At 50.5% G+C, this 22,874-nt stretch carries 38 protein-coding genes; all 38 read right to left on the bottom strand.

Going from position 1 to position 22,874, the window contains the following annotated elements:
- Window positions 1-12: 12 nt before the first annotated feature.
- The 38 genes from P157_RS0106605 to purM all read right to left on the bottom strand — a co-directional run bounded on the left by P157_RS0106605 (window position 13) and on the right by purM (window position 22,860).
- Window positions 13-972: a DNA-directed RNA polymerase subunit alpha gene (locus tag P157_RS0106605; protein ID WP_026760291.1), complete on the bottom strand. Its 960-nt coding sequence runs from the start codon at window positions 970-972 to the stop codon at window positions 13-15.
- Window positions 973-1,030: 58 nt separating this feature from the next.
- The gene (gene rpsD / locus P157_RS0106600) at window positions 1,031-1,624 is read right to left on the bottom strand and encodes a 30S ribosomal protein S4 (protein ID WP_026760290.1); all 594 of its coding nucleotides are present in this window, start codon (window positions 1,622-1,624) and stop codon (window positions 1,031-1,033) included.
- A 20-nt stretch (window positions 1,625-1,644) separates the two neighbouring features.
- Complete coding sequence (gene rpsK / locus P157_RS0106595) at window positions 1,645-2,037, bottom strand: 30S ribosomal protein S11 (protein ID WP_014423859.1); 393 nt, start codon at window positions 2,035-2,037, stop codon at window positions 1,645-1,647.
- 14 nt (window positions 2,038-2,051) lie between these two features.
- On the bottom strand, window positions 2,052-2,420 hold the full coding sequence (rpsM, locus tag P157_RS0106590; protein WP_026760289.1) for a 30S ribosomal protein S13: 369 nt from the start codon (window positions 2,418-2,420) through the stop codon (window positions 2,052-2,054).
- Between the two features lie 26 nt (window positions 2,421-2,446).
- A complete protein-coding gene (rpmJ, locus tag P157_RS0106585) occupies window positions 2,447-2,560 on the bottom strand; it encodes a 50S ribosomal protein L36 (protein ID WP_014423857.1) in 114 nt (37 codons plus the stop codon).
- A 150-nt stretch (window positions 2,561-2,710) separates the two neighbouring features.
- Window positions 2,711-2,929: a translation initiation factor IF-1 gene (infA, locus tag P157_RS0106580; protein WP_009645081.1), complete on the bottom strand. Its 219-nt coding sequence runs from the start codon at window positions 2,927-2,929 to the stop codon at window positions 2,711-2,713.
- A 190-nt stretch (window positions 2,930-3,119) separates the two neighbouring features.
- Window positions 3,120-3,764, bottom strand: a complete 645-nt coding sequence (locus tag P157_RS0106575) for an adenylate kinase (RefSeq protein ID WP_026760288.1) — start codon at window positions 3,762-3,764, stop codon at window positions 3,120-3,122.
- 13 nt (window positions 3,765-3,777) lie between these two features.
- A complete protein-coding gene (gene secY / locus P157_RS0106570) occupies window positions 3,778-5,034 on the bottom strand; it encodes a preprotein translocase subunit SecY (protein WP_014423855.1) in 1,257 nt (418 codons plus the stop codon).
- A gap of 1 nt (window position 5,035) precedes the next feature.
- Window positions 5,036-5,485: a 50S ribosomal protein L15 gene (gene rplO / locus P157_RS0106565; RefSeq protein ID WP_014423854.1), complete on the bottom strand. Its 450-nt coding sequence runs from the start codon at window positions 5,483-5,485 to the stop codon at window positions 5,036-5,038.
- Window positions 5,486-5,509: 24 nt separating this feature from the next.
- The gene (rpmD, locus tag P157_RS0106560) at window positions 5,510-5,695 is read right to left on the bottom strand and encodes a 50S ribosomal protein L30 (protein ID WP_026760287.1); all 186 of its coding nucleotides are present in this window, start codon (window positions 5,693-5,695) and stop codon (window positions 5,510-5,512) included.
- Between the two features lie 13 nt (window positions 5,696-5,708).
- Window positions 5,709-6,215, bottom strand: coding sequence for a 30S ribosomal protein S5 (gene rpsE / locus P157_RS0106555; RefSeq protein WP_026760286.1), 507 nt, complete (start codon window positions 6,213-6,215; stop codon window positions 5,709-5,711).
- 27 nt (window positions 6,216-6,242) lie between these two features.
- The gene (gene rplR / locus P157_RS0106550; RefSeq protein ID WP_014423851.1) at window positions 6,243-6,602 is read right to left on the bottom strand and encodes a 50S ribosomal protein L18; all 360 of its coding nucleotides are present in this window, start codon (window positions 6,600-6,602) and stop codon (window positions 6,243-6,245) included.
- A gap of 30 nt (window positions 6,603-6,632) precedes the next feature.
- The gene (rplF, locus tag P157_RS0106545; protein ID WP_026760285.1) at window positions 6,633-7,184 is read right to left on the bottom strand and encodes a 50S ribosomal protein L6; all 552 of its coding nucleotides are present in this window, start codon (window positions 7,182-7,184) and stop codon (window positions 6,633-6,635) included.
- 26 nt (window positions 7,185-7,210) lie between these two features.
- A complete protein-coding gene (gene rpsH / locus P157_RS0106540; RefSeq protein ID WP_026760284.1) occupies window positions 7,211-7,609 on the bottom strand; it encodes a 30S ribosomal protein S8 in 399 nt (132 codons plus the stop codon).
- A gap of 33 nt (window positions 7,610-7,642) precedes the next feature.
- Complete coding sequence (locus P157_RS0106535; protein WP_014423848.1) at window positions 7,643-7,828, bottom strand: type Z 30S ribosomal protein S14; 186 nt, start codon at window positions 7,826-7,828, stop codon at window positions 7,643-7,645.
- A 14-nt stretch (window positions 7,829-7,842) separates the two neighbouring features.
- Entirely contained in the window at window positions 7,843-8,382 is a 540-nt protein-coding gene (rplE, locus tag P157_RS0106530) for a 50S ribosomal protein L5 (RefSeq protein ID WP_026760283.1), read from the bottom strand.
- A 20-nt stretch (window positions 8,383-8,402) separates the two neighbouring features.
- On the bottom strand, window positions 8,403-8,720 hold the full coding sequence (gene rplX, locus P157_RS0106525; RefSeq protein WP_173435952.1) for a 50S ribosomal protein L24: 318 nt from the start codon (window positions 8,718-8,720) through the stop codon (window positions 8,403-8,405).
- Between the two features lie 33 nt (window positions 8,721-8,753).
- Window positions 8,754-9,122 carry a 50S ribosomal protein L14 gene (gene rplN / locus P157_RS0106520; protein ID WP_026760282.1) on the bottom strand — a complete coding sequence of 123 codons (369 nt, stop codon included), beginning with the start codon at window positions 9,120-9,122 and terminating at the stop codon, window positions 8,754-8,756.
- Between the two features lie 29 nt (window positions 9,123-9,151).
- Window positions 9,152-9,409 (bottom strand): 30S ribosomal protein S17, encoded by a 258-nt coding sequence (gene rpsQ, locus P157_RS0106515; protein WP_014423844.1) that lies wholly within the window; start codon window positions 9,407-9,409, stop codon window positions 9,152-9,154.
- 36 nt (window positions 9,410-9,445) lie between these two features.
- Window positions 9,446-9,640, bottom strand: coding sequence for a 50S ribosomal protein L29 (rpmC, locus tag P157_RS0106510; protein ID WP_014423843.1), 195 nt, complete (start codon window positions 9,638-9,640; stop codon window positions 9,446-9,448).
- A complete protein-coding gene (gene rplP / locus P157_RS0106505) occupies window positions 9,630-10,073 on the bottom strand; it encodes a 50S ribosomal protein L16 (RefSeq protein ID WP_014423842.1) in 444 nt (147 codons plus the stop codon). The genes rpmC and rplP overlap by 11 nt, the downstream gene beginning before the upstream one ends.
- A complete protein-coding gene (rpsC, locus tag P157_RS0106500; protein ID WP_026760281.1) occupies window positions 10,073-10,741 on the bottom strand; it encodes a 30S ribosomal protein S3 in 669 nt (222 codons plus the stop codon). The genes rplP and rpsC overlap by 1 nt, the downstream gene beginning before the upstream one ends.
- Before the next feature lie 16 nt (window positions 10,742-10,757).
- Window positions 10,758-11,093 carry a 50S ribosomal protein L22 gene (gene rplV, locus P157_RS0106495; RefSeq protein WP_014423840.1) on the bottom strand — a complete coding sequence of 112 codons (336 nt, stop codon included), beginning with the start codon at window positions 11,091-11,093 and terminating at the stop codon, window positions 10,758-10,760.
- A 21-nt stretch (window positions 11,094-11,114) separates the two neighbouring features.
- On the bottom strand, window positions 11,115-11,396 hold the full coding sequence (rpsS, locus tag P157_RS0106490; protein ID WP_014423839.1) for a 30S ribosomal protein S19: 282 nt from the start codon (window positions 11,394-11,396) through the stop codon (window positions 11,115-11,117).
- Between the two features lie 52 nt (window positions 11,397-11,448).
- On the bottom strand, window positions 11,449-12,276 hold the full coding sequence (rplB, locus tag P157_RS0106485; RefSeq protein ID WP_014423838.1) for a 50S ribosomal protein L2: 828 nt from the start codon (window positions 12,274-12,276) through the stop codon (window positions 11,449-11,451).
- 23 nt (window positions 12,277-12,299) lie between these two features.
- Complete coding sequence (gene rplW / locus P157_RS0106480; protein ID WP_026760280.1) at window positions 12,300-12,581, bottom strand: 50S ribosomal protein L23; 282 nt, start codon at window positions 12,579-12,581, stop codon at window positions 12,300-12,302.
- Entirely contained in the window at window positions 12,581-13,204 is a 624-nt protein-coding gene (gene rplD, locus P157_RS0106475; protein WP_014423836.1) for a 50S ribosomal protein L4, read from the bottom strand. Before rplD ends, rplW begins: the two co-directional genes overlap by 1 nt.
- A gap of 23 nt (window positions 13,205-13,227) precedes the next feature.
- Window positions 13,228-13,872 (bottom strand): 50S ribosomal protein L3, encoded by a 645-nt coding sequence (gene rplC, locus P157_RS0106470; RefSeq protein ID WP_026760279.1) that lies wholly within the window; start codon window positions 13,870-13,872, stop codon window positions 13,228-13,230.
- Between the two features lie 18 nt (window positions 13,873-13,890).
- The gene (gene rpsJ / locus P157_RS0106465; RefSeq protein ID WP_014423834.1) at window positions 13,891-14,202 is read right to left on the bottom strand and encodes a 30S ribosomal protein S10; all 312 of its coding nucleotides are present in this window, start codon (window positions 14,200-14,202) and stop codon (window positions 13,891-13,893) included.
- A 176-nt stretch (window positions 14,203-14,378) separates the two neighbouring features.
- On the bottom strand, window positions 14,379-15,566 hold the full coding sequence (gene tuf / locus P157_RS0106460) for an elongation factor Tu (protein WP_026760278.1): 1,188 nt from the start codon (window positions 15,564-15,566) through the stop codon (window positions 14,379-14,381).
- Between the two features lie 17 nt (window positions 15,567-15,583).
- A complete protein-coding gene (gene fusA, locus P157_RS0106455; protein WP_026760277.1) occupies window positions 15,584-17,662 on the bottom strand; it encodes an elongation factor G in 2,079 nt (692 codons plus the stop codon).
- Window positions 17,663-17,694: 32 nt separating this feature from the next.
- The gene (gene rpsG, locus P157_RS0106450) at window positions 17,695-18,165 is read right to left on the bottom strand and encodes a 30S ribosomal protein S7 (RefSeq protein ID WP_014423831.1); all 471 of its coding nucleotides are present in this window, start codon (window positions 18,163-18,165) and stop codon (window positions 17,695-17,697) included.
- A gap of 41 nt (window positions 18,166-18,206) precedes the next feature.
- Window positions 18,207-18,584 (bottom strand): 30S ribosomal protein S12, encoded by a 378-nt coding sequence (gene rpsL, locus P157_RS0106445; protein ID WP_014423830.1) that lies wholly within the window; start codon window positions 18,582-18,584, stop codon window positions 18,207-18,209.
- 84 nt (window positions 18,585-18,668) lie between these two features.
- Window positions 18,669-18,914, bottom strand: coding sequence for a ribosomal L7Ae/L30e/S12e/Gadd45 family protein (locus P157_RS0106440; RefSeq protein WP_026760276.1), 246 nt, complete (start codon window positions 18,912-18,914; stop codon window positions 18,669-18,671).
- Window positions 18,915-19,306: 392 nt separating this feature from the next.
- Window positions 19,307-20,578 carry a phosphoribosylamine--glycine ligase gene (purD, locus tag P157_RS0106435; RefSeq protein WP_026760275.1) on the bottom strand — a complete coding sequence of 424 codons (1,272 nt, stop codon included), beginning with the start codon at window positions 20,576-20,578 and terminating at the stop codon, window positions 19,307-19,309.
- A gap of 11 nt (window positions 20,579-20,589) precedes the next feature.
- On the bottom strand, window positions 20,590-21,183 hold the full coding sequence (locus P157_RS0106430; protein ID WP_026760274.1) for a hypothetical protein: 594 nt from the start codon (window positions 21,181-21,183) through the stop codon (window positions 20,590-20,592).
- A gap of 23 nt (window positions 21,184-21,206) precedes the next feature.
- Window positions 21,207-21,815 carry a phosphoribosylglycinamide formyltransferase gene (gene purN, locus P157_RS0106425; protein WP_026760273.1) on the bottom strand — a complete coding sequence of 203 codons (609 nt, stop codon included), beginning with the start codon at window positions 21,813-21,815 and terminating at the stop codon, window positions 21,207-21,209.
- Entirely contained in the window at window positions 21,808-22,860 is a 1,053-nt protein-coding gene (gene purM / locus P157_RS0106420; RefSeq protein WP_026760272.1) for a phosphoribosylformylglycinamidine cyclo-ligase, read from the bottom strand. The genes purN and purM overlap by 8 nt, the downstream gene beginning before the upstream one ends.
- Window positions 22,861-22,874: the final 14 nt, after the last annotated feature.

The following is a 22,874-nucleotide window of genomic DNA, read 5'->3' as shown; positions in this document are numbered from 1 at the left end:
ATTTCCCTCTTTTCAATCGTTGTTTACTCTCAGCGCTAAACCGAGTTCCTCGAGCTTCTTCTTGACTTCTTCAAGAGATTTGCGGCCGAGGTTGCGGACCTTCATCATGTCATCTTCCGTCTTTTCAGCAAGGTCAGCGACCGTGTTGATGTTAGCACGCTTCAGACAGTTGAAGGAACGTACCGAGAGGTCGAGGTCTTCGATAGTCATTTCCAAAACTTTGGAAGTATCGTCCTCTACCTCTTCGGGGAAGGTTGCCTCCTCCTCTTCGATTTCTTCCGGCAGGCCGTCCATGCTCTGGAACAGCTTGAGGTGCATCACGAGGATACCGGCTGCTTTGCTGACAGCTTCTTCCGGACGCAGGGAACCATCGGTCCATACTTCGAGAATCAGCTTGTCATAGTCGGTTTCGTTACCTACACGCGTGTCCTGCACGGTGTAGTTTACACGCTGTACCGGGGAGAAAATCGAATCGATGGGGATTACCCCAATCGTGTCATCCGGCTTTTTGTTCCGTTCTGCCGGAATGTAGCCACGGCCACGGGCAACGGTCATCTCAATTTTGAGCTTGCCCGTTTCGTCAACCGTTGCAATATGGAGGTCCGGATTGAGAATCTCAATGTCGGCATCACAGATGATGTCGGCAGCCGTAACTTCCTTTTCGCCTTCCACATCAATGCGGATAACCTTCGGCTCGTTGCCCTGCATCTTGAGGCAGAGCTGCTTCAGGTTCAGAACGATATTGGTCACGTCATCCCGGACACCCGGAATCGTGGAGAACTCATGGAGCACTCCATCAATACGGATGGAGGTAATTGCAGAACCTTCCAGGGAAGACAGGAGCATACGGCGGAGGCTGTTGCCAAACGTCGTGCCGTAGCCGCGTTCGAGCGGTTCGCAAACGAACTTGCCGTAGCGGTTGTCTTCGCTGATTTCCACAATTTCAATTTTCGGTTTCTCGATGTCTATCATCTGGAATGAACCTCCTCAATAACTAATCGAACACTATGCACACAGGCACAAATATTCATTATTTGGAGTACAACTCGACGATAGCCTGCTCGTTAACAGGAACATCGATTTCTTCACGGTTCGGGAAACGCGTTACCGTACCCGTGAGGTTAGCCTGGTCAGCCTGAAGCCATGCCGGAGCGGACAGGGCATTGCTGCTTTCCTTCAGTTCTTTGAAGAAAGCGTTGGACTGGCTCTTTTCGCTAACTGCGATTACATCGTTAGCATGAACCATTGCGGACGGAATGTCTACGCGCTGGCCGTTAACGGTGAAGTGACCGTGACGAACGAGCTGGCGAGCCTGACGACGCGTGTTAGCGAGGCCAAGACGATATACAACGTTGTCCAGGCGGCGCTCAAGAAGACCAAGGAGGTTTTCACCAGTTACACCCTGCATCTTCTTAGCTTTATCGTAGTATCCACGGAACTGCTTTTCCAGTACGCCGTAGATGAATTTTGCTTTCTGCTTTTCTTTCAGCTGCATGCCGTATTCGGAAACCTTACGGTTCGTGCGGCGCGGCTGACGCTTGGATTCTTTGGAACGACCGATAACAGCCGGTTCAATGCCGAGGGCACGGCATCTTTTCAGGGCTGGTACTCTATCAATTGCCATACTTCTAATTGCACCTCCTATTAAACTCTTCTACGCTTCGGCGGACGGCATCCGTTGTGCGGAATCGGAGTAACATCTTTGATCATGTTTACTTCGAGGCCAGTTGCCTGCAGGGAACGGATTGCGGCTTCACGGCCGGCACCAGGACCCTTAACGTATACTTCGACCTGCTTGAGGCCATGTTCCATAGCTGCTTTTGCAGCCGTTTCTGCTGCCATCTGTGCAGCGAACGGCGTGCTCTTACGGGAGCCACGGAAACCAAGGCCGCCTGCGCTGGCCCAGGAAAGTGCATTACCGCTCTTATCGGTAAGCGTTACAATCGTATTGTTAAACGTAGAACTGATATGGGCTACGCCATATTCGACGTTCTTACGAACTTTTTTCTTCGTGCGGACTGCTTTCTTAACTGCCACCAGTTAACCCTCCTTTATTTCTTCTTGCCTGCTACGGCCTTTTTCGGGCCTTTACGGGTACGGGCGTTGTTCTTGGTGTTCTGACCACGAACGGGCAGACCAAGACGGTGGCGACGACCACGGTAGCAGCCGATATCAACGAGTCTCTTGATGTTCATCTGACGTTCACGGCGAAGGTCACCTTCTACCATAACGTTATTATCGATGGCATCACGAAGTTTTACAACTTCATCCTCCGTGAGGTCACGCGTACGGGTATCCGGGTTGATACCAGTCTCCTTCAGCAGGTCCTTGGAAGTCTTCAGACCAATACCGAAGATGTACGTTAATGCAATTTCAATTCTCTTGTCACGGGGTAAATCTACACCGGCAATACGTGCCATTAATAAAGCACCTCCTTATTTCTTAATTAACCTTGTCTCTGTTTATGCTTCGGATTTTCGCAGATGACCATAACACGGCCTTTGCGCTTAATGACTTTGCATTTTTCACAAATCCGCTTTACTGACGGTTTTACCTTCATTTTCGTTGTGCCCCCTTTTCCTTATTGTCAGTCTCATTTTGCTAGTATAGCATGTTTGTTCCCCCTTGCCTAGTGGCAAAGTGAATTTTTTTATAAAAAATTTGAAATGATAACAAACACAGCAAACTATAAGCAAAAGCGGAGATGACCTTATTTGAATCGGTAGGTTATACGGCCACGCGTTAAGTCATACGGCGTGAGTTCGATAGTGACTTTGTCTCCCGGAAGGATACGGATGAAGTTCATGCGAATCTTGCCGGATACATGCGCCAGTACAACATGACCATTCTCTAGCTCAACCTGGAACATTGCATTTGGCAGTGCCTCCAGGACTTTGCCTTCTACTTCAATAACATCTTGTTTCGACATGTTTTTCTCCTCTTGCAGATGTATAAATTGGTTGGGCCAAAGTCATCTAAGGAGCTTTTGCATTTCTTGTTAAATGCCATGCCCAACAACAGGTTGTTAATCAAAATTCTTTAATCATTGTAATGGGCGGCAGTTCCTGCCGCCCTTACAACAATCTCTATCGCTGCGTGAATTTCACCAACGGTTTGACTCAGCCCTTCAGAACTGCAATGAGGTCTGCGGTAACTTTGTCAATCGCCTGTCTGCCATCCACTTCCGTGTAGAGGCCTGCCTTTTGATAGTAATCAATCAGCGGGCGGGTGCTGTCTTCGTATACGGAGAGACGACTCTTCATCGTTTCTTCCGTATCGTCAGCACGCTGGAAGAGTTCGCTGCCGCACTCATCGCAAGTTCCTTCCGTCTTGGACGGGTTGAACTTCACGTGGTAGGTAGCACCGCATTTTTTGCAAATGCGGCGGCCCACAGCGCGTTCGATAAGGTCAGCTGCCGGAACATTGATGTTCAGGACACGCGTCAGGCTTAAACCGAGGTCTTCCAAAATACCTTTGAGGGCATCTGCCTGGTCAACGGTACGGGGGAAACCATCGAGGATAAAACCTTTCTTGCAGTCATCTTTGGCAAGACGCTCACGGACAATGCCGATGGTAACTTCGTCAGGAACGAGCTTACCTGCGTCCATGCAGGCTTTTGCCTGCTTGCCAAGTTCGGTACCTTCCTTCACAGCTGCACGGAACATATCGCCCGTGGAGATGTGAGGAACACCAAACGCTTTGACCAGTTCAGCCGCCTGCGTGCCTTTACCGGCACCCGGGGGGCCCATTAACAGGATATGCATGTTTTTGCCTCCTTTATTTCATGAACCCTTCGTAGTGGCGCATAACAATCATGGCTTCAATCTGCTTCATGGTCTGGAGGGCAACGCCCACGACAATCAGCAGGGCCGTACCGCCAAAGTATACACCCTGAATATTAGTAGCGGCTGCTACCATATTCGGCAGTACTGCAATGAAGGCCAGGAAAATCGAGCCAGCAAGCGTGATACGAGTCATGACATGATCTAAATAATCTGCCGTTGGCTGTCCCGGACGGATGCCCGGGATGAAACCACCGTATTTTTTCAGATTCTCTGCCATATCCGATATCTTTACAGTAACCGCAGTATAGAAGTAGGTAAAGAAGATTATCATGCCTACATATAATGTAGTCTGTAACGGTTTACCCCACTCCAGATAACTGGCAACGGTCTTTACCCAGGGAATCTCAATAAACTGGGCAATGGTTACTGGAAACATCAGCACGGATGACGCAAAGATAATTGGGATTACGCCCGCCTGATTGACCTTCAGGGGAATGTGGCTGGAATGACCACCGTAGGTGCCACGGGCACCAACCCTTTTCGTGTAGGAAATGGGAATGCGGCGGAAGCCGTTTTCTACGTGTACTACGAATACCACCATAGCGATTGCGATGAGGGCAAACATAAACACGGAGAAGTAGCTGATGGTTCCAGCCTGGACGTAATGGTAAATGGTGCCGATGTTTTTCGGCAGAGCTGCTACGATACCGGCGAAGATGATAAGGGAAATACCGTTACCAACGCCGTTAGCCGTAATCTGCTCACCGAGCCACATCAAGAACACCGTGCCCGCCGTCAGCGTGATTGCAATAATCAGGATGTTGACGGGACTTGGATTCAAAATAGCTGCCTTCAGGCCGATGGACATGCCAATCGCCTGGAGGAAAGCCAACACTACCGTGAGGTAGCGTGTAACCTGGGTGGTCTTTTTGTGTCCTTCCTGACCTTCCTTCGACCATTGCTCCAGTGTGGGGATTACCACATTCAGCAGCTGAATGATAATCGCCGCATTGATGTATGGAGTAATGGACATAGCGAAGATGGAGAACTTACTGAAAGCACCACCAGAAAAGAGATCTAACAGACCAAAGAGGTTGCCGTTTGCGAACAACTGCTCAATCGCTGTCGGGTCAACCCCCGGAACGGGGATATGCGTCCCCATCCGGAAGATGGCAAACATAATCAAAGTAAAGGTTATTTTCTGCCTAAGCTCCGGAATTTTCCATACGTTGCCAAGGGCTGAAAGCACCTTACTTCACCTCAATCTTCTCGATCTGGCCGCCTGCAGCGGTGATTTTCTCTTCAGCGGACTTCGTGAAGCCGTTAGCGCGAACCGTCAGCTTCTTCGTGAGTTCGCCGTTGCCGAGAATACGGATGCCATCCTGAACGTTCTTCAGGATACCTGCTTCAACGAGAACAACGGGATCAACCGTCGTGCCATCTTCGAAGCGGTTCAGGGATTCAACATTCACTTCAGCGAAGGTCTTAGCCCAGATATTCTTGAAGCCGCGCTTCGGGAGACGACGGTACAGAGGCATCTGGCCACCTTCGAAACCCGTGCGAACGCCGCCGCCGCTGCGGGAGTTCTGGCCTTTCATACCTTTACCGGAAGTCTTACCATTGCCGGAACCAAGACCGCGACCTACACGGTTGCGAACCTTGCGGGAACCAGCTGCTGGCTGTAATTCATGTAATTTCATCTGCGTGCACCTCCTGTTCTTATCTTATTCTGCGATTTTTTCTACGGTAATCAGATGCTCAACTTTGTGGAGCTGACCGCGGATAGCCGGGTTGTCCGGCAGTTCAACAACAGAGTTGATCTTGCGCAGGCCAAGAGAACGAACAGTCTTGCGCTGCGTTTCGGGACGGCCGATAAGGCTTCTTTTAAGAGTTACTTTAATTTTTGCCATTTTCGCGCCCTCCTTAACCTAAGATTTCCTGAACCGTCTTGCCACGGAGTTCAGCAACCGTTTCAGCACGCTTGAGGGCCTTGAGGCCTTCCATCGTAGCGCGTACCATGTTGTTCGGGTTGGAAGAACCCAGGGACTTGGTCAGAATGTCATGGATGCCGGCGAGTTCCAATACGGCACGAGCCGGGCCGCCAGCGATAACACCGGTACCTTTGGCAGCCGGCTTCAGCATAACTTTACCAGCACCGAAGATGCCGAGCATCTCATGAGGAATCGTACGGCCATCGAAGAGAGCAACCTCAACGAGGTTCTTCTTTGCATCTTCAACGCCTTTGCGGATAGCTTCGGGAACTTCAGCAGCTTTGCCGAGACCTACGCCAACTTTGCCCTTCTTGTTGCCAACAACAACGAGAGCACTGAACGAGAAGCGGCGGCCGCCCTTGACGACTTTCGCAACTCGATTTATGTATACAACTTTCTCCTCGAACTCTGGAGTTTCGTTGTCCATATTTCTAGCCATTCATTTACCTCCTTCAGTATTGATGATTTAGAACTTCAGACCTGCTTCACGAGCAGCTTCAGCCAGAGCAGCCACACGGCCATGGTATACATAACCGCCACGGTCGAAAACAACTTCGCTGATACCCTTTTCGAGAGCACGCTTAGCAACTTCAGCACCGATAGCCTTAGCTGCTTCGATGTTGCCGCCGTAGTTTTCAAAGCCCTTGTCCTGAGTGCTTGCGGAAACGAGCGTTACGCCCTTTTCATCATCAATGACCTGAGCATAAATGTTTGCCAGGCTGCGATATACGTTGAGGCGCGGACGAGCTGCCGTACCTGCGATATGGTTGCGGACACGCAGATGACGTTTCTGACGTGCCTTATTTTTATCTGCTTTAACCAGCACAGAGATTCACTCCTTTCTCGAATCAGTACCTTATTTCTTGCCCTTAGCGCCGGCTTTACCTTCTTTACGACGGATATGTTCGCCAGCGTATTTGATGCCCTTGCCTTTGTACGGTTCGGGTTCACGGAAGCTGCGGATTTCAGCGGCAATCTGGCCAACAACTTCTTTGTCGATACCAGAAACCGTGATAGCGTTAGCAGAGGGGCATTCGAATTTGATGCCCTTCGGCGGTTCAACAACTACCGGATGGGAGAAACCCAGGGACAGGTTCAGCGCGGTGCCCTTAAGCTGAGCACGGTAGCCGACACCATTGATTTCGAGGTTCTTGGAGAAACCTTCCGTTACGCCGATAACCATGTTGTTAATGAGCGTACGGGAAAGACCATGGAGAGATCTGTGGGTCTTATCGTCGGAGGGACGTTCTACTTTCAGAACGTTACCTTCAACGGTTATTTTCATTTCCGAGCTAATCTGGCGGGAAAGTTCACCTTTCGGGCCTTTAACACTTACCAAATTGTCATCGCCAACAGTGACGGTTACGTTTGCTGGGATTTCAATCGGTGCATTACCAATTCTTGACATCTGTACACCTCCTGACTACTTTTCGATTACCAAACGTATGCAACAACTTCGCCGCCAAGGCCAGCTTTACGAGCCTGCTTGTCGCTCATGATGCCCTTGGAAGTGGAGATGATGGCGATACCCAAGCCGCCGAGAACGCGGGGCAGTTCGCTTTTCTTAGCGTACTGACGCAGGCCAGGCTTGGAAATACGTTTGATACCGGAAATAACCTTCTCACGGTTCGGGCCGTATTTGAGGGAAACAGAGATAACGCCCTGCTTGCCATCTTCAGTGAAGGTGTAGTCCTTGATGAAACCCTCTTCCTTCAAAACTTCAGCGATAGCCGTTTTGATTTTGGAACCCGGGATTTCAACACTTTCGTGGTATACACTGTTTGCATTGCGCAAACGAGTCAGCATATCTGCAATAGGATCAGTCATTGCCATTGAATCGATATCCTCCTTTTACTTAAATCAATCTTACCAGCTGGCTTTGGTTACGCCAGGGATAGCGCCTTTGTAGCTCTGCTCACGGAAGCAGATACGGCACATATCGAACTTACGCATATAACCATGCGGACGGCCGCAAATTTTGCAACGGTTGTAACCGCGAGTGGAGAACTTCGGTTCTTTGCTCCACTTTTCTACCATAGCTTTCTTAGCCAAGTTTCCTTACCTCCTTATGCTTTGAACGGCATACCCATGAGTTTCAGGAGCTCTCTGGCTTCTTCATCCGTCTGTGCCGTCGTAACGATAACAATGTTCATACCACGGAGCTTGTCGATCTTATCGTATTCGATCTCCGGGAAGATGAGCTGCTCTTTCAGGCCGATAGCGTAGTTACCGCGACCATCAAAAGCCTTGTCGCTTACACCGCGGAAGTCACGTACGCGCGGCAGGGCAACGTTCATGAACTTATCGAGGAACTGGTACATGCGCTGACCGCGAAGGGTTACTTTGCAGCCGATGGGCATGCCTTCACGCAGTTTCCAGGCAGCGAGGGATTTCTTTGCACGGGTCAGGAGCGGCTTCTGGCCGGAGATGATCGTCAGATCAGCTACAGCAGAGTCCAGAGCCTTGGGGTTGCCAACGGCTTCGCCTACGCCCATGTTGATGATAATCTTTTCAACTTTCGGAAGCTGCATTACGTTCTTGTAACCGAACTTTTCGGTCATAGCCTTGCAGACTTCGTTCTGATATTTTTCCTGTAATCTATCCACTTATGCTCCTCCTTTCCAAATTATTTCGTCTGGTCGATAACTTCGCCGCACTTCTTGCAGGCGCGAACCATCTTGCCATTGACTTCTTTATGAGCAACGCGGGTTGCTTTGGAGCATGCCGGGCAAACCAGCATAACTTTGCAAGCGTGCATGGGCATTTCCTTTACCAGGATACCGCCCTGGGGAGCCTTCTGGTTCGGCTTCGTGTGACGCTTAACTTTGTTAACGCCTTCCACAACAACCTTACCGTGCTTGGGCATAGCAGTGATAACCTTGCCCTGCTTGCCTTTATCTTTGCCGGACAATACAACGACCGTATCGCCCTTCTTAACGTTCATCTTAACGAATGCCAAAATCGCACCTCCTCACAATTAAAGTACTTCAGGAGCCAGGGAAACGATCTTCATGAAGTCTTTATCGCGAAGTTCTCTAGCTACCGGTCCGAAGATACGCGTACCTTTCGGAGTCTTGTCTTCTTTGATGATAACTGCGGCGTTTTCATCGAAACGGATATAGGAACCGTCTGCACGACGCAGGCCTTTCACGCTGCGAACGACAACTGCCTTAACGACATCGCCCTTCTTAACCGTGCCACCCGGAGCTGCGGATTTAACTGCAGCTACGATAACATCACCAATGTTGGCATACTTGCGGTAAGAACCACCGAGAACGCGGATGCACATAATTTCTTTTGCACCAGTGTTGTCGCCAACCTGCAGGATTGTTTGCTGTTGGATCATTGTTGGACCTCCTTCTTCTTAATTTTGGCTTATTTAGCGCGTTCGATGACTTCGACAACTCTCCAACGCTTGGTCTTGGACAGCGGGCGGGTTTCCATCAGGGATACCTTATCGCCTACGTGAGCATCGTTCTTCTCATCGTGAGCATGGAACTTTACAGTTCTCTTAACCGGCTTCTTGTAGAGCTTGTGCTGCTCGAGCTCTTCTACTGCTACAACAACCGTTTTATCCATTTTGTCGGAAATTACTTTGCCGACTTTAATCTTACGTACGTTTCTTTCGCTCATTAGGGAGCCTCCTTCCTTCTGCATATCAGTGTGCGATTAGGCCTTCAGTTCGGCTTCGCGCTGGATCGTCTTAATGCGGGCGATCGTCTTCTTTACTTCTTTGATACGCATCGGGTTCTCGAGCTGGCCAGTAGCGAGCTGGAAACGGAGGTTGAACAGTTCCTCTTTGAGCGAAGTAAGTTTCTGGTTAAGCTCATCAGCGCTCATTTCACGGATTTCATTAACCTTCATTTACTTCACCGCCCTCTGCTTTTACATCTTCTTTAACAACGAACTTCGTCTTGATCGGCAGCTTGTGGCCTGCAAGACGCATAGCTTCCTGAGCAACTTCACGGGATACGCCGTCCATTTCGAACAGAACGCGGCCCGGCTTAACTACTGCTACCCAGTACTCAGGCGAACCTTTACCGGAACCCATGCGGGTTTCAGCCGGTTTTGCCGTTACCGGCTTATCCGGGAAAATCTTGATCCAAACCTGACCGCCACGTTTGATGTAACGGGTCATAGCGATACGAGCAGCCTCGATCTGGCGGTTCGTGATCCAAGCAGGTTCCAGAGCAACCAGACCATATTCACCATGGCTTACGGTGTTGCCGCGATGAGCTTTACCCTTCATACGGCCACGGAACTGCTTACGGTATTTAACTCTCTTTGGTAATAACATTAAGCTTCGCTCCCTTCAGCTACAGCCTGACGCTGCTTTCTTTCCGGAAGAACTTCACCCTTGAAGATCCATACTTTTACGCCGATACGGCCATAAGTCGTATGTGCTTCTGCCGTACCGTAGTCGATATCAGCGCGAAGCGTGTGCAGAGGAATGCTGCCTTCACGATAAGCTTCCTTACGAGCAATTTCGGCACCGCCAAGACGGCCGCTCAGAGCAACCTTGATACCCTTGGCGCCCAGACGCATCGTACGGCCAACAGCCTGCTTCATAGCACGGCGGAAAGCAATACGGCGTTCGAGCTGCTGAGCAATGTTCTCAGCAACGAGCGTTGCATCCATATCCGGCTGCTTGATTTCAGCGATATTGATGTCAACCTTCTTTTCCGTGTACTTCTTCAGACCTTCTTTGATCTGTTCGATACCGGAACCACCGCGACCGATTACCATACCCGGTTTAGCCGTGTGAATCGTGATCTTCAGACGGTTCTTGCTACGCTCCGTCTCAACGCGAGAAACACCAGCTGCCTGAAGGCTCTGCTTCAGATAATCGCGGATTTTAATATCTTCATGCAGGTTATCTGCAAAATCTTTGTCTGCATACCACTTAGCATCCCAAGTCTTGACGATGCCAAGACGAATACCATGCGGATTTACTTTCTGACCCAATCCGTTTCCCTCCTTCTTAGTTCTTCTCGTCTACGACGATGGTTACATGGGACGTGCGCTTCAAAATCTTGAAGGCCTGCCCACGGGAACGCGGATGGATGCGTTTCATCGTTGGGCCGTCATCAGCGAAAGCCGTCTTGATGACGAGCTTGTCAACGTCCATATCATAATTGTTCTCAGCGTTTGCTACTGCAGAACGCAGAACTTTTTCAACTACTACAGCGCCAGCTTTCGGCGTGAATTTCAGAATCGCAAAGGCCTCTGCGACGTTCTTGCCACGGATGAGATCCAGGACAACACGAACTTTGCGCGGAGTGATGCGAACGAACTTAGCTACTGCTTTAGATTCCACAAGGATTCTCCTTTCGCAAAATTACTTGAGTCCGGTCTTGCGCTCTTCACCAGCATGACCCTTGAAGGTACGGGTGGGAGCGAACTCACCGAGTTTGTGGCCAACCATGTCTTCCGTTACATAAACGGGAACATGCTTGCGGCCATCATGAACAGCAATCGTATGACCTACGAAGTCCGGGAAAATCGTGGAGCTTCTGGACCAGGTCTTTACAACTTTTTTATCGTTAGCTTCGTTGAGAGCCGTGATTTTCTTCATGAGGCTTTCTGCAACGAAAGGTCCCTTTTTAATCGATCTTGACAAAGTGTATCCTCCTTCCGTCAGGCGGCGTTAAGCTGCCTGCCCGATTCTATCATTATTTCGTGCGGCCTCTGACGATGAGACGATCGGAAGCTTTCTTGCGACGAGTCTTGGCACCCATAGCGCATTTGCCCCACTTGGTAACAGGGTTCTTGCGGCCAACAGGGCTGCGGCCTTCACCACCACCATGCGGATGGTCGTTCGGGTTCATAGCAGTACCGCGGTTCTCCGGACGAACGCCCAGCCAACGGTTACGGCCAGCCTTACCAATCGTAATGTTTTCATGCTCCAGGTTGCCAACTTCGCCGATGGTAGCACGGCAGTTGATATGCACCTTGCGAAGTTCGCCAGACGGCATACGGAGGAGTGCGTAATCGCCTTCCTTTGCCATGAGCTGAGCGGAAGTACCAGCACTGCGAACCAGCTGGGCACCCTTGCCAATCTTCAGCTCTACGTTATGAATGGTCGTACCAACGGGGATGTTCTTCAAAGGCAGGGCATTACCAACCTTGATATCGGAATCCGGGCCGGATACAACTTTATCGCCGACTTTCAGACCGTTCGGAGCGAGGATGTAACGCTTTTCACCATCAACGTAGTTGAGGAGAGCGATACGAGCGCTGCGGTTCGGGTCATATTCGATGGTAGCGACGCGAGCCGGGATACCATCCTTGTTGCGTTTGAAGTCGATTACACGATACAGACGCTTGTGGCCGCCGCCCTGATGGCGAACGGTCAGTTTGCCCTGCTGGTTGCGGCCGCCTTTTTTCACCAGGCGCTCAGTCAGGGATTTTTCAGGTTTGCTTGCCGTAATTTCGTCGAAGGAAGCGACGGTCATGAAACGGCGACCTGCAGAGTAAGGTTTAAAACTCTTTACTGCCACTTAAATTTCCTCCTTGCAAGGGTTTACGCTTCGAAAAGCTCAATGCTGCTGCCTGCAGCGAGTTTAACGATAGCTTTCTTATAATCAGCGCGCTTGCCAACGTTGCGGCCCATGCGCTTCGTTTTGCCAAGTACGTTAACCGTATTGACCTTTTCAACTTTTACGTTGAAGATTTCAGCAACTGCTTTAGCAATTTCAATCTTGTTGGCTGCTTTCGCAACAACGAAGACGTATTTGCCTTCAGCCATGAGCTGAGTCGTTCTTTCCGTAATCAGCGGACGGATCAGGATATCACGTGCTTCCATTATGCGAATACCTCCTCGATACGGGTAACGGCATCCTTCGTGATGAACAGCTTGTCATGATTCAGGATATCATGAACATTGAGGCCCATCATGCTGATTGCCTTAACACCCGGAATATTGCGTGCAGACTTTTCTACGTTTTCTGCTTCATCAGCAGTGATGAGGAGAGCCTTCTTCTCAACGGAGAAATCGCTCATCATCTTAACAACCTGCTTGGTCTTGGCAGCTTCGAATTCGAGGCTGTCGAGAACTACCAGTTCGCCATTCTTCACTTTGTCGGAAAGAGCGCACTTGATAGCCAGACGACGCTGCTTGCGGGGCATGCTGAAAGCATACTTGCGCGGATGCGGACCAAATACCGTACCGCCGCCTACCCACAGCGGGCTGCGCGTGGAACCAGCACGAGCACGGCCGGTGCCCTTCTGCTTCCAAGGCTTACGACCGCCACCGCGGACGAAGCTTCTCGTCTTCGTAGCATGCGTGCCGAGACGCTGTGCTGCGAGCTGCATAACAACGGCCTGATGGAGAAGACCTGCGTTCATCTCTACGCCGAAGATATTGTCATTGAGTTCGATATCGCCAACCTGCTTGTTGGTGATGTCATAAACTGCTACTGTAGCCATAATTTAGGTTTTCCTCCTTCCAATTAGTTTTTGCCCGGTTTAACGGTGTTCTTAATCACAACGAAGCTCTTCTTCGGGCCCGGAATAGCGCCCTTGATGAGGATCAGGTTGCGGTCTGCATCTACACGGACAACCGTGAGGCGCTGAACCGTAACACGTTCGCCACCCATACGGCCAGGCAGCTTCTTGCCTTTCAGCACGCGTCCGCCAGGACCGGAAATCATCGCACCAGTGGAACCCGGTTCACGATGGGATTTGGAACCATGGCCCATGGGACCACGAGCAAAGTTGTGACGTTTGATACCGCCGGCAAAACCTTTACCCTTGGAAGTACCAGTAACATCGACTAATTCGCCTTCGCTAAATATGTCAACGCCGATGGAATCACCGACTTTGTATTCAGAAGCATCCTGAAGACGCATTTCGCGGATAAACTTAACCGGCTTAACACCAGCTTTGTCGAAATGGCCCTTCATCGGTTTGTTTACCTTATGTTCTTTTACTTCACCGAAGCCAAGCTGAACAGCATTGTAACCGTCGTTTTCAACCGTCTTGTTCTGGATAACGATGTTGTTGCCAGATTCTACAACAGTAACGGGGACAACCTTGCCCTCTTCCGTGAAGATCTGAGTCATGCCCAGTTTTCTACCTAAAATTGCTTTAGACATTCATTCCACCTCCTCGGATTATAATTTGATTTCGATGTCTACACCAGCCGGAAGGTCGAGACGCATCAGCGCATCTACCGTCTTGTTCGTCGGCTGCAGGATGTCGATAAGACGCTTATGAGTTCTCATTTCGAACTGTTCGCGGGAATCCTTATTGACATGCGGGGAACGCAAAATCGTGTAGATATTTTTCTCCGTCGGGAGTGGAATCGGACCGGAAACCATAGCACCAGTCTTCTTTGCAGTATCCACAATCTTTACTGCGCTCTGATCGAGGGCTTTGTGATCATAAGCCTTCAACCGGATTCTAATCTTTTGGTTCTTAGACAATTTGTTTTCCTCCTTATCGTCCGGACTCTTGGCCCAAACATTTCTCCGTAACAGTTCCCTCGGACAACGCCGAGCCATCTGCCACGTCATCGCGTTGGGGGGTACCATATTATTTCAAACCTTTAAATAAGAGCGACGCGAGCGCCGCTCTTATCTATAGGTTTAATAACTGTAAATTAGGCTTCTACGTCAGTTACGCGGCCTGCACCAACAGTGTGGCCACCTTCGCGGATAGCGAAACGCAGACCTTTTTCGATAGCGATCGGAGTGATGAGTTCAACATCCATCTCGATGTTATCGCCAGGCATAACCATTTCCGTGCCAGCCGGCAGGGTAACTACGCCCGTAACGTCAGTCGTACGGAAGTAGAACTGCGGACGATAGTTCGTGAAGAACGGGGTATGACGGCCGCCTTCTTCCTTAGTCAGAACGTAAACCTGACCTTTGAACTTCGTGTGCGGGTTGATGGAACCCGGCTTAGCCAGAACCTGACCGCGTTCGATTTCCTTACGGTCGATACCGCGGAGCAGAGCACCGATGTTATCGCCAGCAACAGCGCTGTCGAGCATCTTACGGAACATTTCGATACCAGTTACAACCGTGGATTTCGGTTCTTCCTGGAGACCAACGATTTCAACCGTGTCGTTCAGCTTCAGTTCGCCACGTTCTACACGGCCCGTAGCAACGGTACCACGACCAGTGATCGTGAATACGTCTTCGACCGGCATCAGGAACGGCTTGTCCGTGTCACGGGTCGGAGTCGGGATGTATTCGTCAACAGCATCCATCAGCTCATAGATCTTAGCCTGCATGTCAGCATCGCCTTCCAGAGCCTTCAGAGCGGAACCAGCAATAACAGGGATGTCATCGCCAGGGAATTCGTAGCTGGAGAGCAGCTCGCGAACTTCCATTTCAACCAGTTCGAGCAGTTCAGGATCGTCAACCTGGTCAACCTTGTTCAGGAATACAACGATTGCAGGAACGCCTACCTGACGAGCGAGCAGGATGTGCTCACGAGTCTGGGGCATCGGGCCATCAGCAGCGGAAACTACCAGGATAGCACCATCCATCTGAGCAGCGCCAGTGATCATGTTCTTTACATAGTCAGCGTGGCCCGGGCAGTCAACGTGTGCATAGTGACGTTTTTCAGTCTCATACTCAACGTGTGCCGTGTTGATGGTGATACCGCGTTCACGCTCTTCCGGAGCCTTATCGATATCAGCGTAATCTTCGAATTTTGCCATGCCTTTTTCAGCCAGGCACTTCGTGATTGCAGCCGTCAGCGTCGTCTTGCCATGGTCAACGTGACCAATGGTGCCGATGTTAACATGGGGTTTAGTTCTCTCAAACTTTTCTTTAGCCATTTGTGTTTTTTCCTCCCTTATTCGCCTTTGTTTTTAGCAATAACCTTTTCGGCTATATTCTTAGGAACTTCATCATAGTAAGCTACTTCCATGCTGTAGTTCCCTCGGCCCTGAGTTTTGGAACGGAGATCCGTGGAGTAACCGAACATTTCGGAAAGGGGCACGAACCCGTTGATTACCTGAGCACCGTTGCGTGCTTCCATACCATCGATACGGCCGCGACGGGAGTTCAGGTCGCCGATGACATCGCCCATGTATTCTTCAGGAACGGTGACTTCGACTTTAACATACGGTTCAAGAAGAACCGGATTTGCCTTCTCTGCACCGCTCTTGAATGCCATGGAACCGGCAACCTTGAACGCTGCTTCAGAGGAGTCAACTTCGTGGAACGAACCATCGTAAACGATAGCTTTGATGTCCACCATCGGATAACCGGCAACAACACCAGTTTCCATAGCCTGCTTTACGCCGGCTTCGATCGGGTTGATGAATTCCTTCGGAATTGCACCACCGACAACTTTATTTTCAAAGCTGAAGCCTTCACCCGGTTCCTGCGGAATGAGTTCGAGCCAGCAATGACCGTACTGACCATGACCACCGGACTGGCGTACGAACTTACCTTCGGACTTAACCGTCTTGCGGATCGTTTCACGATAAGCAACCTGCGGTTCGCCAACCTTGCAGTCCACTTTGAATTCGCGGAGCATACGGTCAACGATAATCTGGAGGTGAAGCTCACCCATACCGGAGATGATGCACTGACCAGTTTCCTGATCGGTACGTACACGGAAGGTCGGATCTTCTTCTGCCAGTTTCTGGAGAGCTACGCCCATCTTTTCCTGGTCGTTCTTCGTAGCCGGTTCAACAGCAACGGAGATAACGGGATCCGGGAATTCCATGGATTCGAGGATGATGGGATGTGCTTCGTCGCACAGCGTGTCACCAGTCGTGGTGTCTTTAAGACCAACAGCAGCAGCGATATCACCGCTGTAAACCTTTTCGATTTCCTTACGGTTGTTAGCGTGCATCTGCAGGATACGGCCGATACGCTCTTTCTTGCCCTTCGTGGAGTTGAACACGTAGGAACCAGCATCGAGCACACCAGAGTAAACGCGGAAGAATGCCAGCTTACCAACATAGGGGTCGGTCATAATCTTGAAGGCCAGGGCCGAGAACGGCTCGTCGTCACTGGACGGACGATGGTCTTCTTCACCGGAATCCGGATTGATACCCTTGATAGGCGGAATGTCTACCGGAGCCGGCATGTAATCAACGATGGCATCGAGCAGGGGCTGAACGCCCTTGTTGCGATAGGAAGTACCGCAGGTTACCGGAACGAGTTTGCACTCAACGGTGCCCTTACGGATGACTTTCTTAATCTCTTCTTCAGTGATTTCTTCGCCACCGAGATATTTTTCCATAAACTCGTCATCGAGTTCGGAGAGAGCTTCGAGCAGCTTTTCGCGATACTCTTCAGCTTTTTCCTTCATGTCATCAGGAATAGCAACTTCGTCAGCAACTTTGCCGAGGTCGTCTTCATAAACGATGGCTTCGTTCTTAACGAGGTCGATGATGCCCTGGAAGGTATCTTCAGCACCGATCGGCAGCTGGATAGCTACTGCATTGGCCTGGAGACGTTCATGCATCATGTTGATAACATTGTAGAAATCTGCGCCCGTGATGTCCATCTTGTTGACATAAGCCATACGAGGAACATTGTAACGCTCAGCCTGACGCCATACGGTTTCAGTCTGAGGCTCAACGCCACCGCGAGCAGTCAGAACTGCTACGGTACCATCGAGTACGCGCAGGGAACGTTCAACTTCTACCGTAAAGTCCACGTGACCCGGAGTATCAATGATGTTGATACGATGGTCTTTCCAATGACAGGTGGTAGCAGCAGACGTAATCGTGATGCCGCGTTCCTGCTCCTGAACCATCCAGTCCATGGTAGCAGCACCGTCGTGAACTTCACCGATCTTGTGGTTTACACCGGTGTAGAAGAGGATACGCTCAGTAGTAGTCGTCTTACCGGCATCGATGTGAGCCATGATACCGATATTACGAGTTTTTTCAAGGGAATACTCTCTTGCCACTTTTAATATCGCTCCTTATATAATAGAAAAGATTACCAACGATAATGAGCGAATGCCTTATTGGCTTCGGCCATCTTATGCGTATCTTCCTTCTTCTTGATTGCTGCGCCAGTGTTGTTGGCAGCATCCATGAGTTCACCGGAGAGACGCTCGTCCATAGTCTTTTCGCCACGGAGACGTGCATAATTCACGATCCAGCGAATACCGAGAGTCATACGACGATCCGGACGAACTTCAACCGGAACCTGGTAGTTAGCACCACCGACGCGGCGAGCGCGAACTTCGAGAACCGGCATAACGTTCTTCAGAGCCGTCTCAAAAACTTCCAGAGGATCCTTGCCCGTCTTAGCGCGGATCGTCTCAAATGCATCATATACGACGCGTTCAGCAACGCTCTTCTTACCGGAGAGCATTACCTTGTTGATGAATTTTGTAACCGTCTTGCTGTGGTACACCGGATCCGGCAGTACGTCACGCTTAGGTACGGCACCTTTTCTTGGCATTGTTTTACCTCCTTATCATAGTCTTCATTTGCGAAGCTGTATTATTTCTTTTTAGCGCGTTTCGCACCATACTTGGAGCGGCCCTGAGCACGATCCTGCACACCTGCAGTATCGAGAGAACCACGGATGATGTGGTAACGAACACCCGGCAGGTCCTTAACACGACCGCCACGGATCAGAACAACACTATGCTCCTGAAGATTATGACCAATGCCCGGAATATATGCAGTAACTTCGATGCTGTTCGTCAAACGAACACGAGCTACTTTACGCAGAGCCGAGTTCGGCTTTTTCGGCGTAGACGTGTAAACACGAGTGCAAACGCCACGTTTCTGCGGGCAATTCTTAAGTGCTGGTGCTTTGGACTTCTCCTGCATGCTCTTTCTGCTCTTACGAACTAACTGGTTGATAGTAGGCATACATGCACCTCCTTCCTTCATATTGAGAATTTATTATTTATTAAAATCGCAAGCAGAGCTTACGATTTTTAACAAATAGGCGTATTACTTAATCGCTGCCGCCGCTGCTGCACCAACTTCGATGTTGCAAGCTGTCCCCAGCTCTTTCATCGAGCTCACGCGGCTGACCGGTACATTCTGTTCCGTACAGAGCGTTTCCAAAGGTTCGACCACCTTGGCATCTGCATCATCAGCGATAAAGACTTCCGTTGCCGCTTCGCGTTTTACCGCTTTGGCAACCTGTTTGATACCAATGACCCGCTTGGCTGTTTTCAGTGCTTCCAGTGTCATTGTTTTCACTCCCCTGTATCACTAAAATCATGCCCTCGAATCAGGCACTTCTATATATTAGCACCCACTAAAATCCCTGTCAACACTTATTTTACAAAGTTTTTCGTGTACACGTTGCCTCGCGTATCAAAATGCAAAAAAATTTTCAAACTGCCTCTCATTCACGAAAAAACACGTTGCGAACTCCTCTTATTTCGAACAAATTACGCCTATAAATCATCCAGAAGAACCTTCACCTCTTAGCATAGAAATCATTTTGATTCCAATTACACGAAAAAGCCCCGGTGCTGATAATATCTTTCCGAAACGTTTGACAAACTTGTCTAAGTGAAGGAAAGATATTATCAGCACCGGGGGCGTCTTAGCATATCTTATTTAATTAGAAAGAAATCTTATCGTTCTAATGCCCTATGCGCAATATCTTTACGATAGAACGCATCCTTAAAGGAAATCTTCTCTACCCCGACATAAGCCTTAGCCACCGCCGAACGCACATCACCAGCCTTGGCCACCACGCCGAGAACGCGGCCACCATCCGTGACAATGTTACCGTCTTTATGTGCCGTACCTGCATGGAACACCAACGCACCTGCTGCCTTGGCCTCATCCAAGCCGGTAATCGCATCACCCTTGCGGTAAGACTTGGGATAGCCGCCAGCCGCCATAACCACGCAGACTGCGGCATCTTTTGACCAGTCAATCTGTACTTCAGCCAAATTACCATCAGCGCAGGCTAGCATGATTTCTACCAAATCGCTGTTTAAGAGCGGCAGAACAACCTGCGTTTCCGGGTCACCGAAGCGCGCGTTGAATTCCACGACCTTCGGCCCGTCAGCCGTTATCATCAGGCCGGCATAGAGACAGCCTTTATAGGGCTTACCTTCCTGCTCCATAGCCTTGATGGTCGGCACAAGAATTTTATCATAGGTTTCCTGCACCATTTTATCCGTCATGACAGGAGCCGGGGCATAAGTGCCCATACCGCCAGTGTTGGGGCCTTTGTCACCATCATAGGCGCGCTTATGGTCCTGCGAGCTGATCATGGGGCAGATGGTCTTGCCATCGGTGAAGCACAGAAGGGATGCTTCTTCGCCTTCCATGAATTCTTCAATAACTACGCGCGAACCTGCATTGCCGAATTCCTTATCTTCCATAATGTCCGCAACAGCCTGCAATGCTTCGTCTTCCGTCATGGCCACGATAACGCCCTTGCCCGCAGCCAGGCCGTCCGCCTTGATAACGATTGGCGCCCCTTCTTTACGAATGTACTCCCGAGCTGCCTCTGCCTCGGTGAACACTTCGTACTTAGCTGTGGGAATGCCGTATTTCTTCATCAAGTCCTTGGAAAAGGATTTGGAGCCTTCAATCTGCGCCGCCGCCTGCGTGGGGCCAAACGCCTTGATACCTGCCGCCGTGACTGCATCCACGAGCCCGTTGGTCAAGGGAACTTCCGGGCCGACTACGACCAGCCCAATAGCATGCTTTTTCGCAAAATCCACAATCGACGCATTATCCGTAATGGCAATACCTTCCACGCACATCGCCACATCAGCCATGCCCGGATTGCCCGGCAATGCATAAATCTTATCTGCCTTCGGCGACTGCGCCAGTTTCCACGCTAACGTATGCTCCCGGCCGCCACTGCCGATTACTAAAATATTCATGGTTTCGCCCCTTATTTTGCCAGCTGTTTTGCCAGATAATCCTGAATCATCGTGTCGTAGGCCGCCGTATGGGCAAAGGCCTCCTGTGCCAATTCCATGCGGGTGCGGTCATCGACACCGCCATTTTCCTTAATCTGGGCAATTACTTCATTATATTTAGCCGGATTGGTCACAATGGTCACGAACTTGAAGTTCTTGGCCGAAGCGCGTACCATAGCCGGGCCGCCAATATCAATGTTTTCAATGGCCTCTGCCAATGTTACATCCGGCTTGGCAATGGTTTCCTTGAACGGATAGAGATTGACCGCCACGAGGTCAATGCCCTTGATGCCATGTTCTTCCATCTGTGCCACGTGTTCAGCATTATCGCGCACAGCAAGAATACCACCATGGATATAGGGATTTAACGTCTTTACGCGGCCATCCATGATTTCAGGGAAGCCTGTCACATCGCTGACATAGGTTACAGGAATGCCTGCTTCCTTGATGGCTTTCATCGTTCCGCCCGTGGAGATGATTTCCACACCGGCTTCATGAAGCTGGCGGGCGAACTCGACCACGCCTTCTTTATTGGATACGCTAATCAGGGCACGCTTAATCTGCATTTATCTGTTCTCCTTTACGCGTCTTACGCTAAAATCGTCACCTTACGGCCTTCAACCTTTAATTTACCTTCGCAGTACAGCCGGATACATTCCGGGTAAATCCGGTGTTCCTCTTTGAGCACGCGGGCACCCAAAGTTTCCTCCGTATCATCATCGAGCACCGGCACCGCCGCCTGCATGATGATGGGGCCGGAATCCGTACCTTCGTCCACGAAATGCACCGTACAGCCGCTGACTTTCACGCCATAGGCCAGCACATCCCGATGGGCATGGGCACCGGGGAAACTGGGCAAAAGCGCCGGATGAATATTCATGATACGTCCGGCAAAATGCCCTACAAAATACGGGGTCAGTATCCGCATAAAGCCCGCCAGCACCACCAGCGTTACACCTGCGGCTTCAAGCTTTTCAATCAAGGCCTTTTCAAAGGGCTCACGGCCGTCAAACTGCTTGCGGTCAACGCAGACCGCTTCAATGCCGGCCTTTCTTGCCCGTTCCAGCGCATAGGCTTCCTTATCCGTCAGCACGATAGCGATTTCGGCAGGAACCTGCCCTGCTTCAATCGCATCGATGATGGACTGCAAATCTGTGCCGCGGCCGGAACAAAGAACACCTAATTTTTCCTTAGCCAACGAACACACCGCCCTGCAATGTTACATCATGGCCGCCTTTGACGACCTTACCGATTTCATAAACCGTTTCGTCAGCCGCCTGCAAATGTGCCTTGACCGCTTCGGCTTCTTCAGCAGAGACAATCAGAATCATGCCGATGCCCATGTTGAAGGTGCGGTACATTTCCGGCCAGTCCACGTTGCCCCACTGCTGCAGGAGACGGAAGATAGCCGGCATTTCCCATTTGCTCGTGTCGATTTCCACTGCCATATCCTCGGGCAGGGCGCGGGGGATATTCTCGTAGAAGCCGCCGCCTGTGATATGCACCATGCCGTGAATATCGAATTTTTCAATCAGCGGCAGGCAGGCTTTCGGGTACAAACGGGTCGGCGTCAACAGTTCCTCCCCGATGGTCTTGCCCAGTTCTTCCATATACTCATCGCCCTTGAAGCCCTTATGGTCAAAGACAATGCGGCGCACGAGGGAATAGCCGTTGGAATGTACGCCGGAGGACGGCAGACCGAGAATCACATCGCCTTCCTTGACCTTTGCGCTGGTGATGAGCTTGCTCTTTTCCACCACACCTACGGCAAAGCCAGCAATATCGTATTCCCCTTCGGGATAAAAGCCATTCATCTCTGCCGTTTCGCCGCCAATCAGGGCGCAGCCGGATTCCTTGCAGGCACCTGCTACACCGGTTACGACATCGGCCACCTGTTCCGGCAAAAGTTTGCCCACCGCCAGATAGTCGAGGAAGAACAGTGGTTCTGCCCCCTGCACCAAAATATCGTTGACACACATGGCCACAGCATCCTGACCAATGGTATCGTGCTTATCGAGCATAAAGGCCAGTTTTAGTTTCGTGCCTACGCCGTCCGTGCCAGATACCAGCACAGGCTCCTTATACTTGCCGCTATTCAAGGCGAACAGGCCGCCAAAGCCGCCCAAGTCACCGAGCACTTCCGGACGATACGTTGCCCGCACACTGTTCTTGATGAGTTCTACCGAGCGGTTGCCCGCATCGATATCTACACCGGCATCTTTATAGGTAAGTTTTTCCGTCATTATCCTCTTGTTCC

It is taken from the genome of Selenomonas ruminantium AC2024, from assembly GCF_000687995.1.
Lineage (GTDB): Bacteria > Bacillota > Negativicutes > Selenomonadales > Selenomonadaceae > Selenomonas_A > Selenomonas_A ruminantium_B.
The sequence above is the reverse complement of the archived record's forward strand: the minus strand, read 5'-3'. Positions and strand labels throughout refer to the sequence as shown.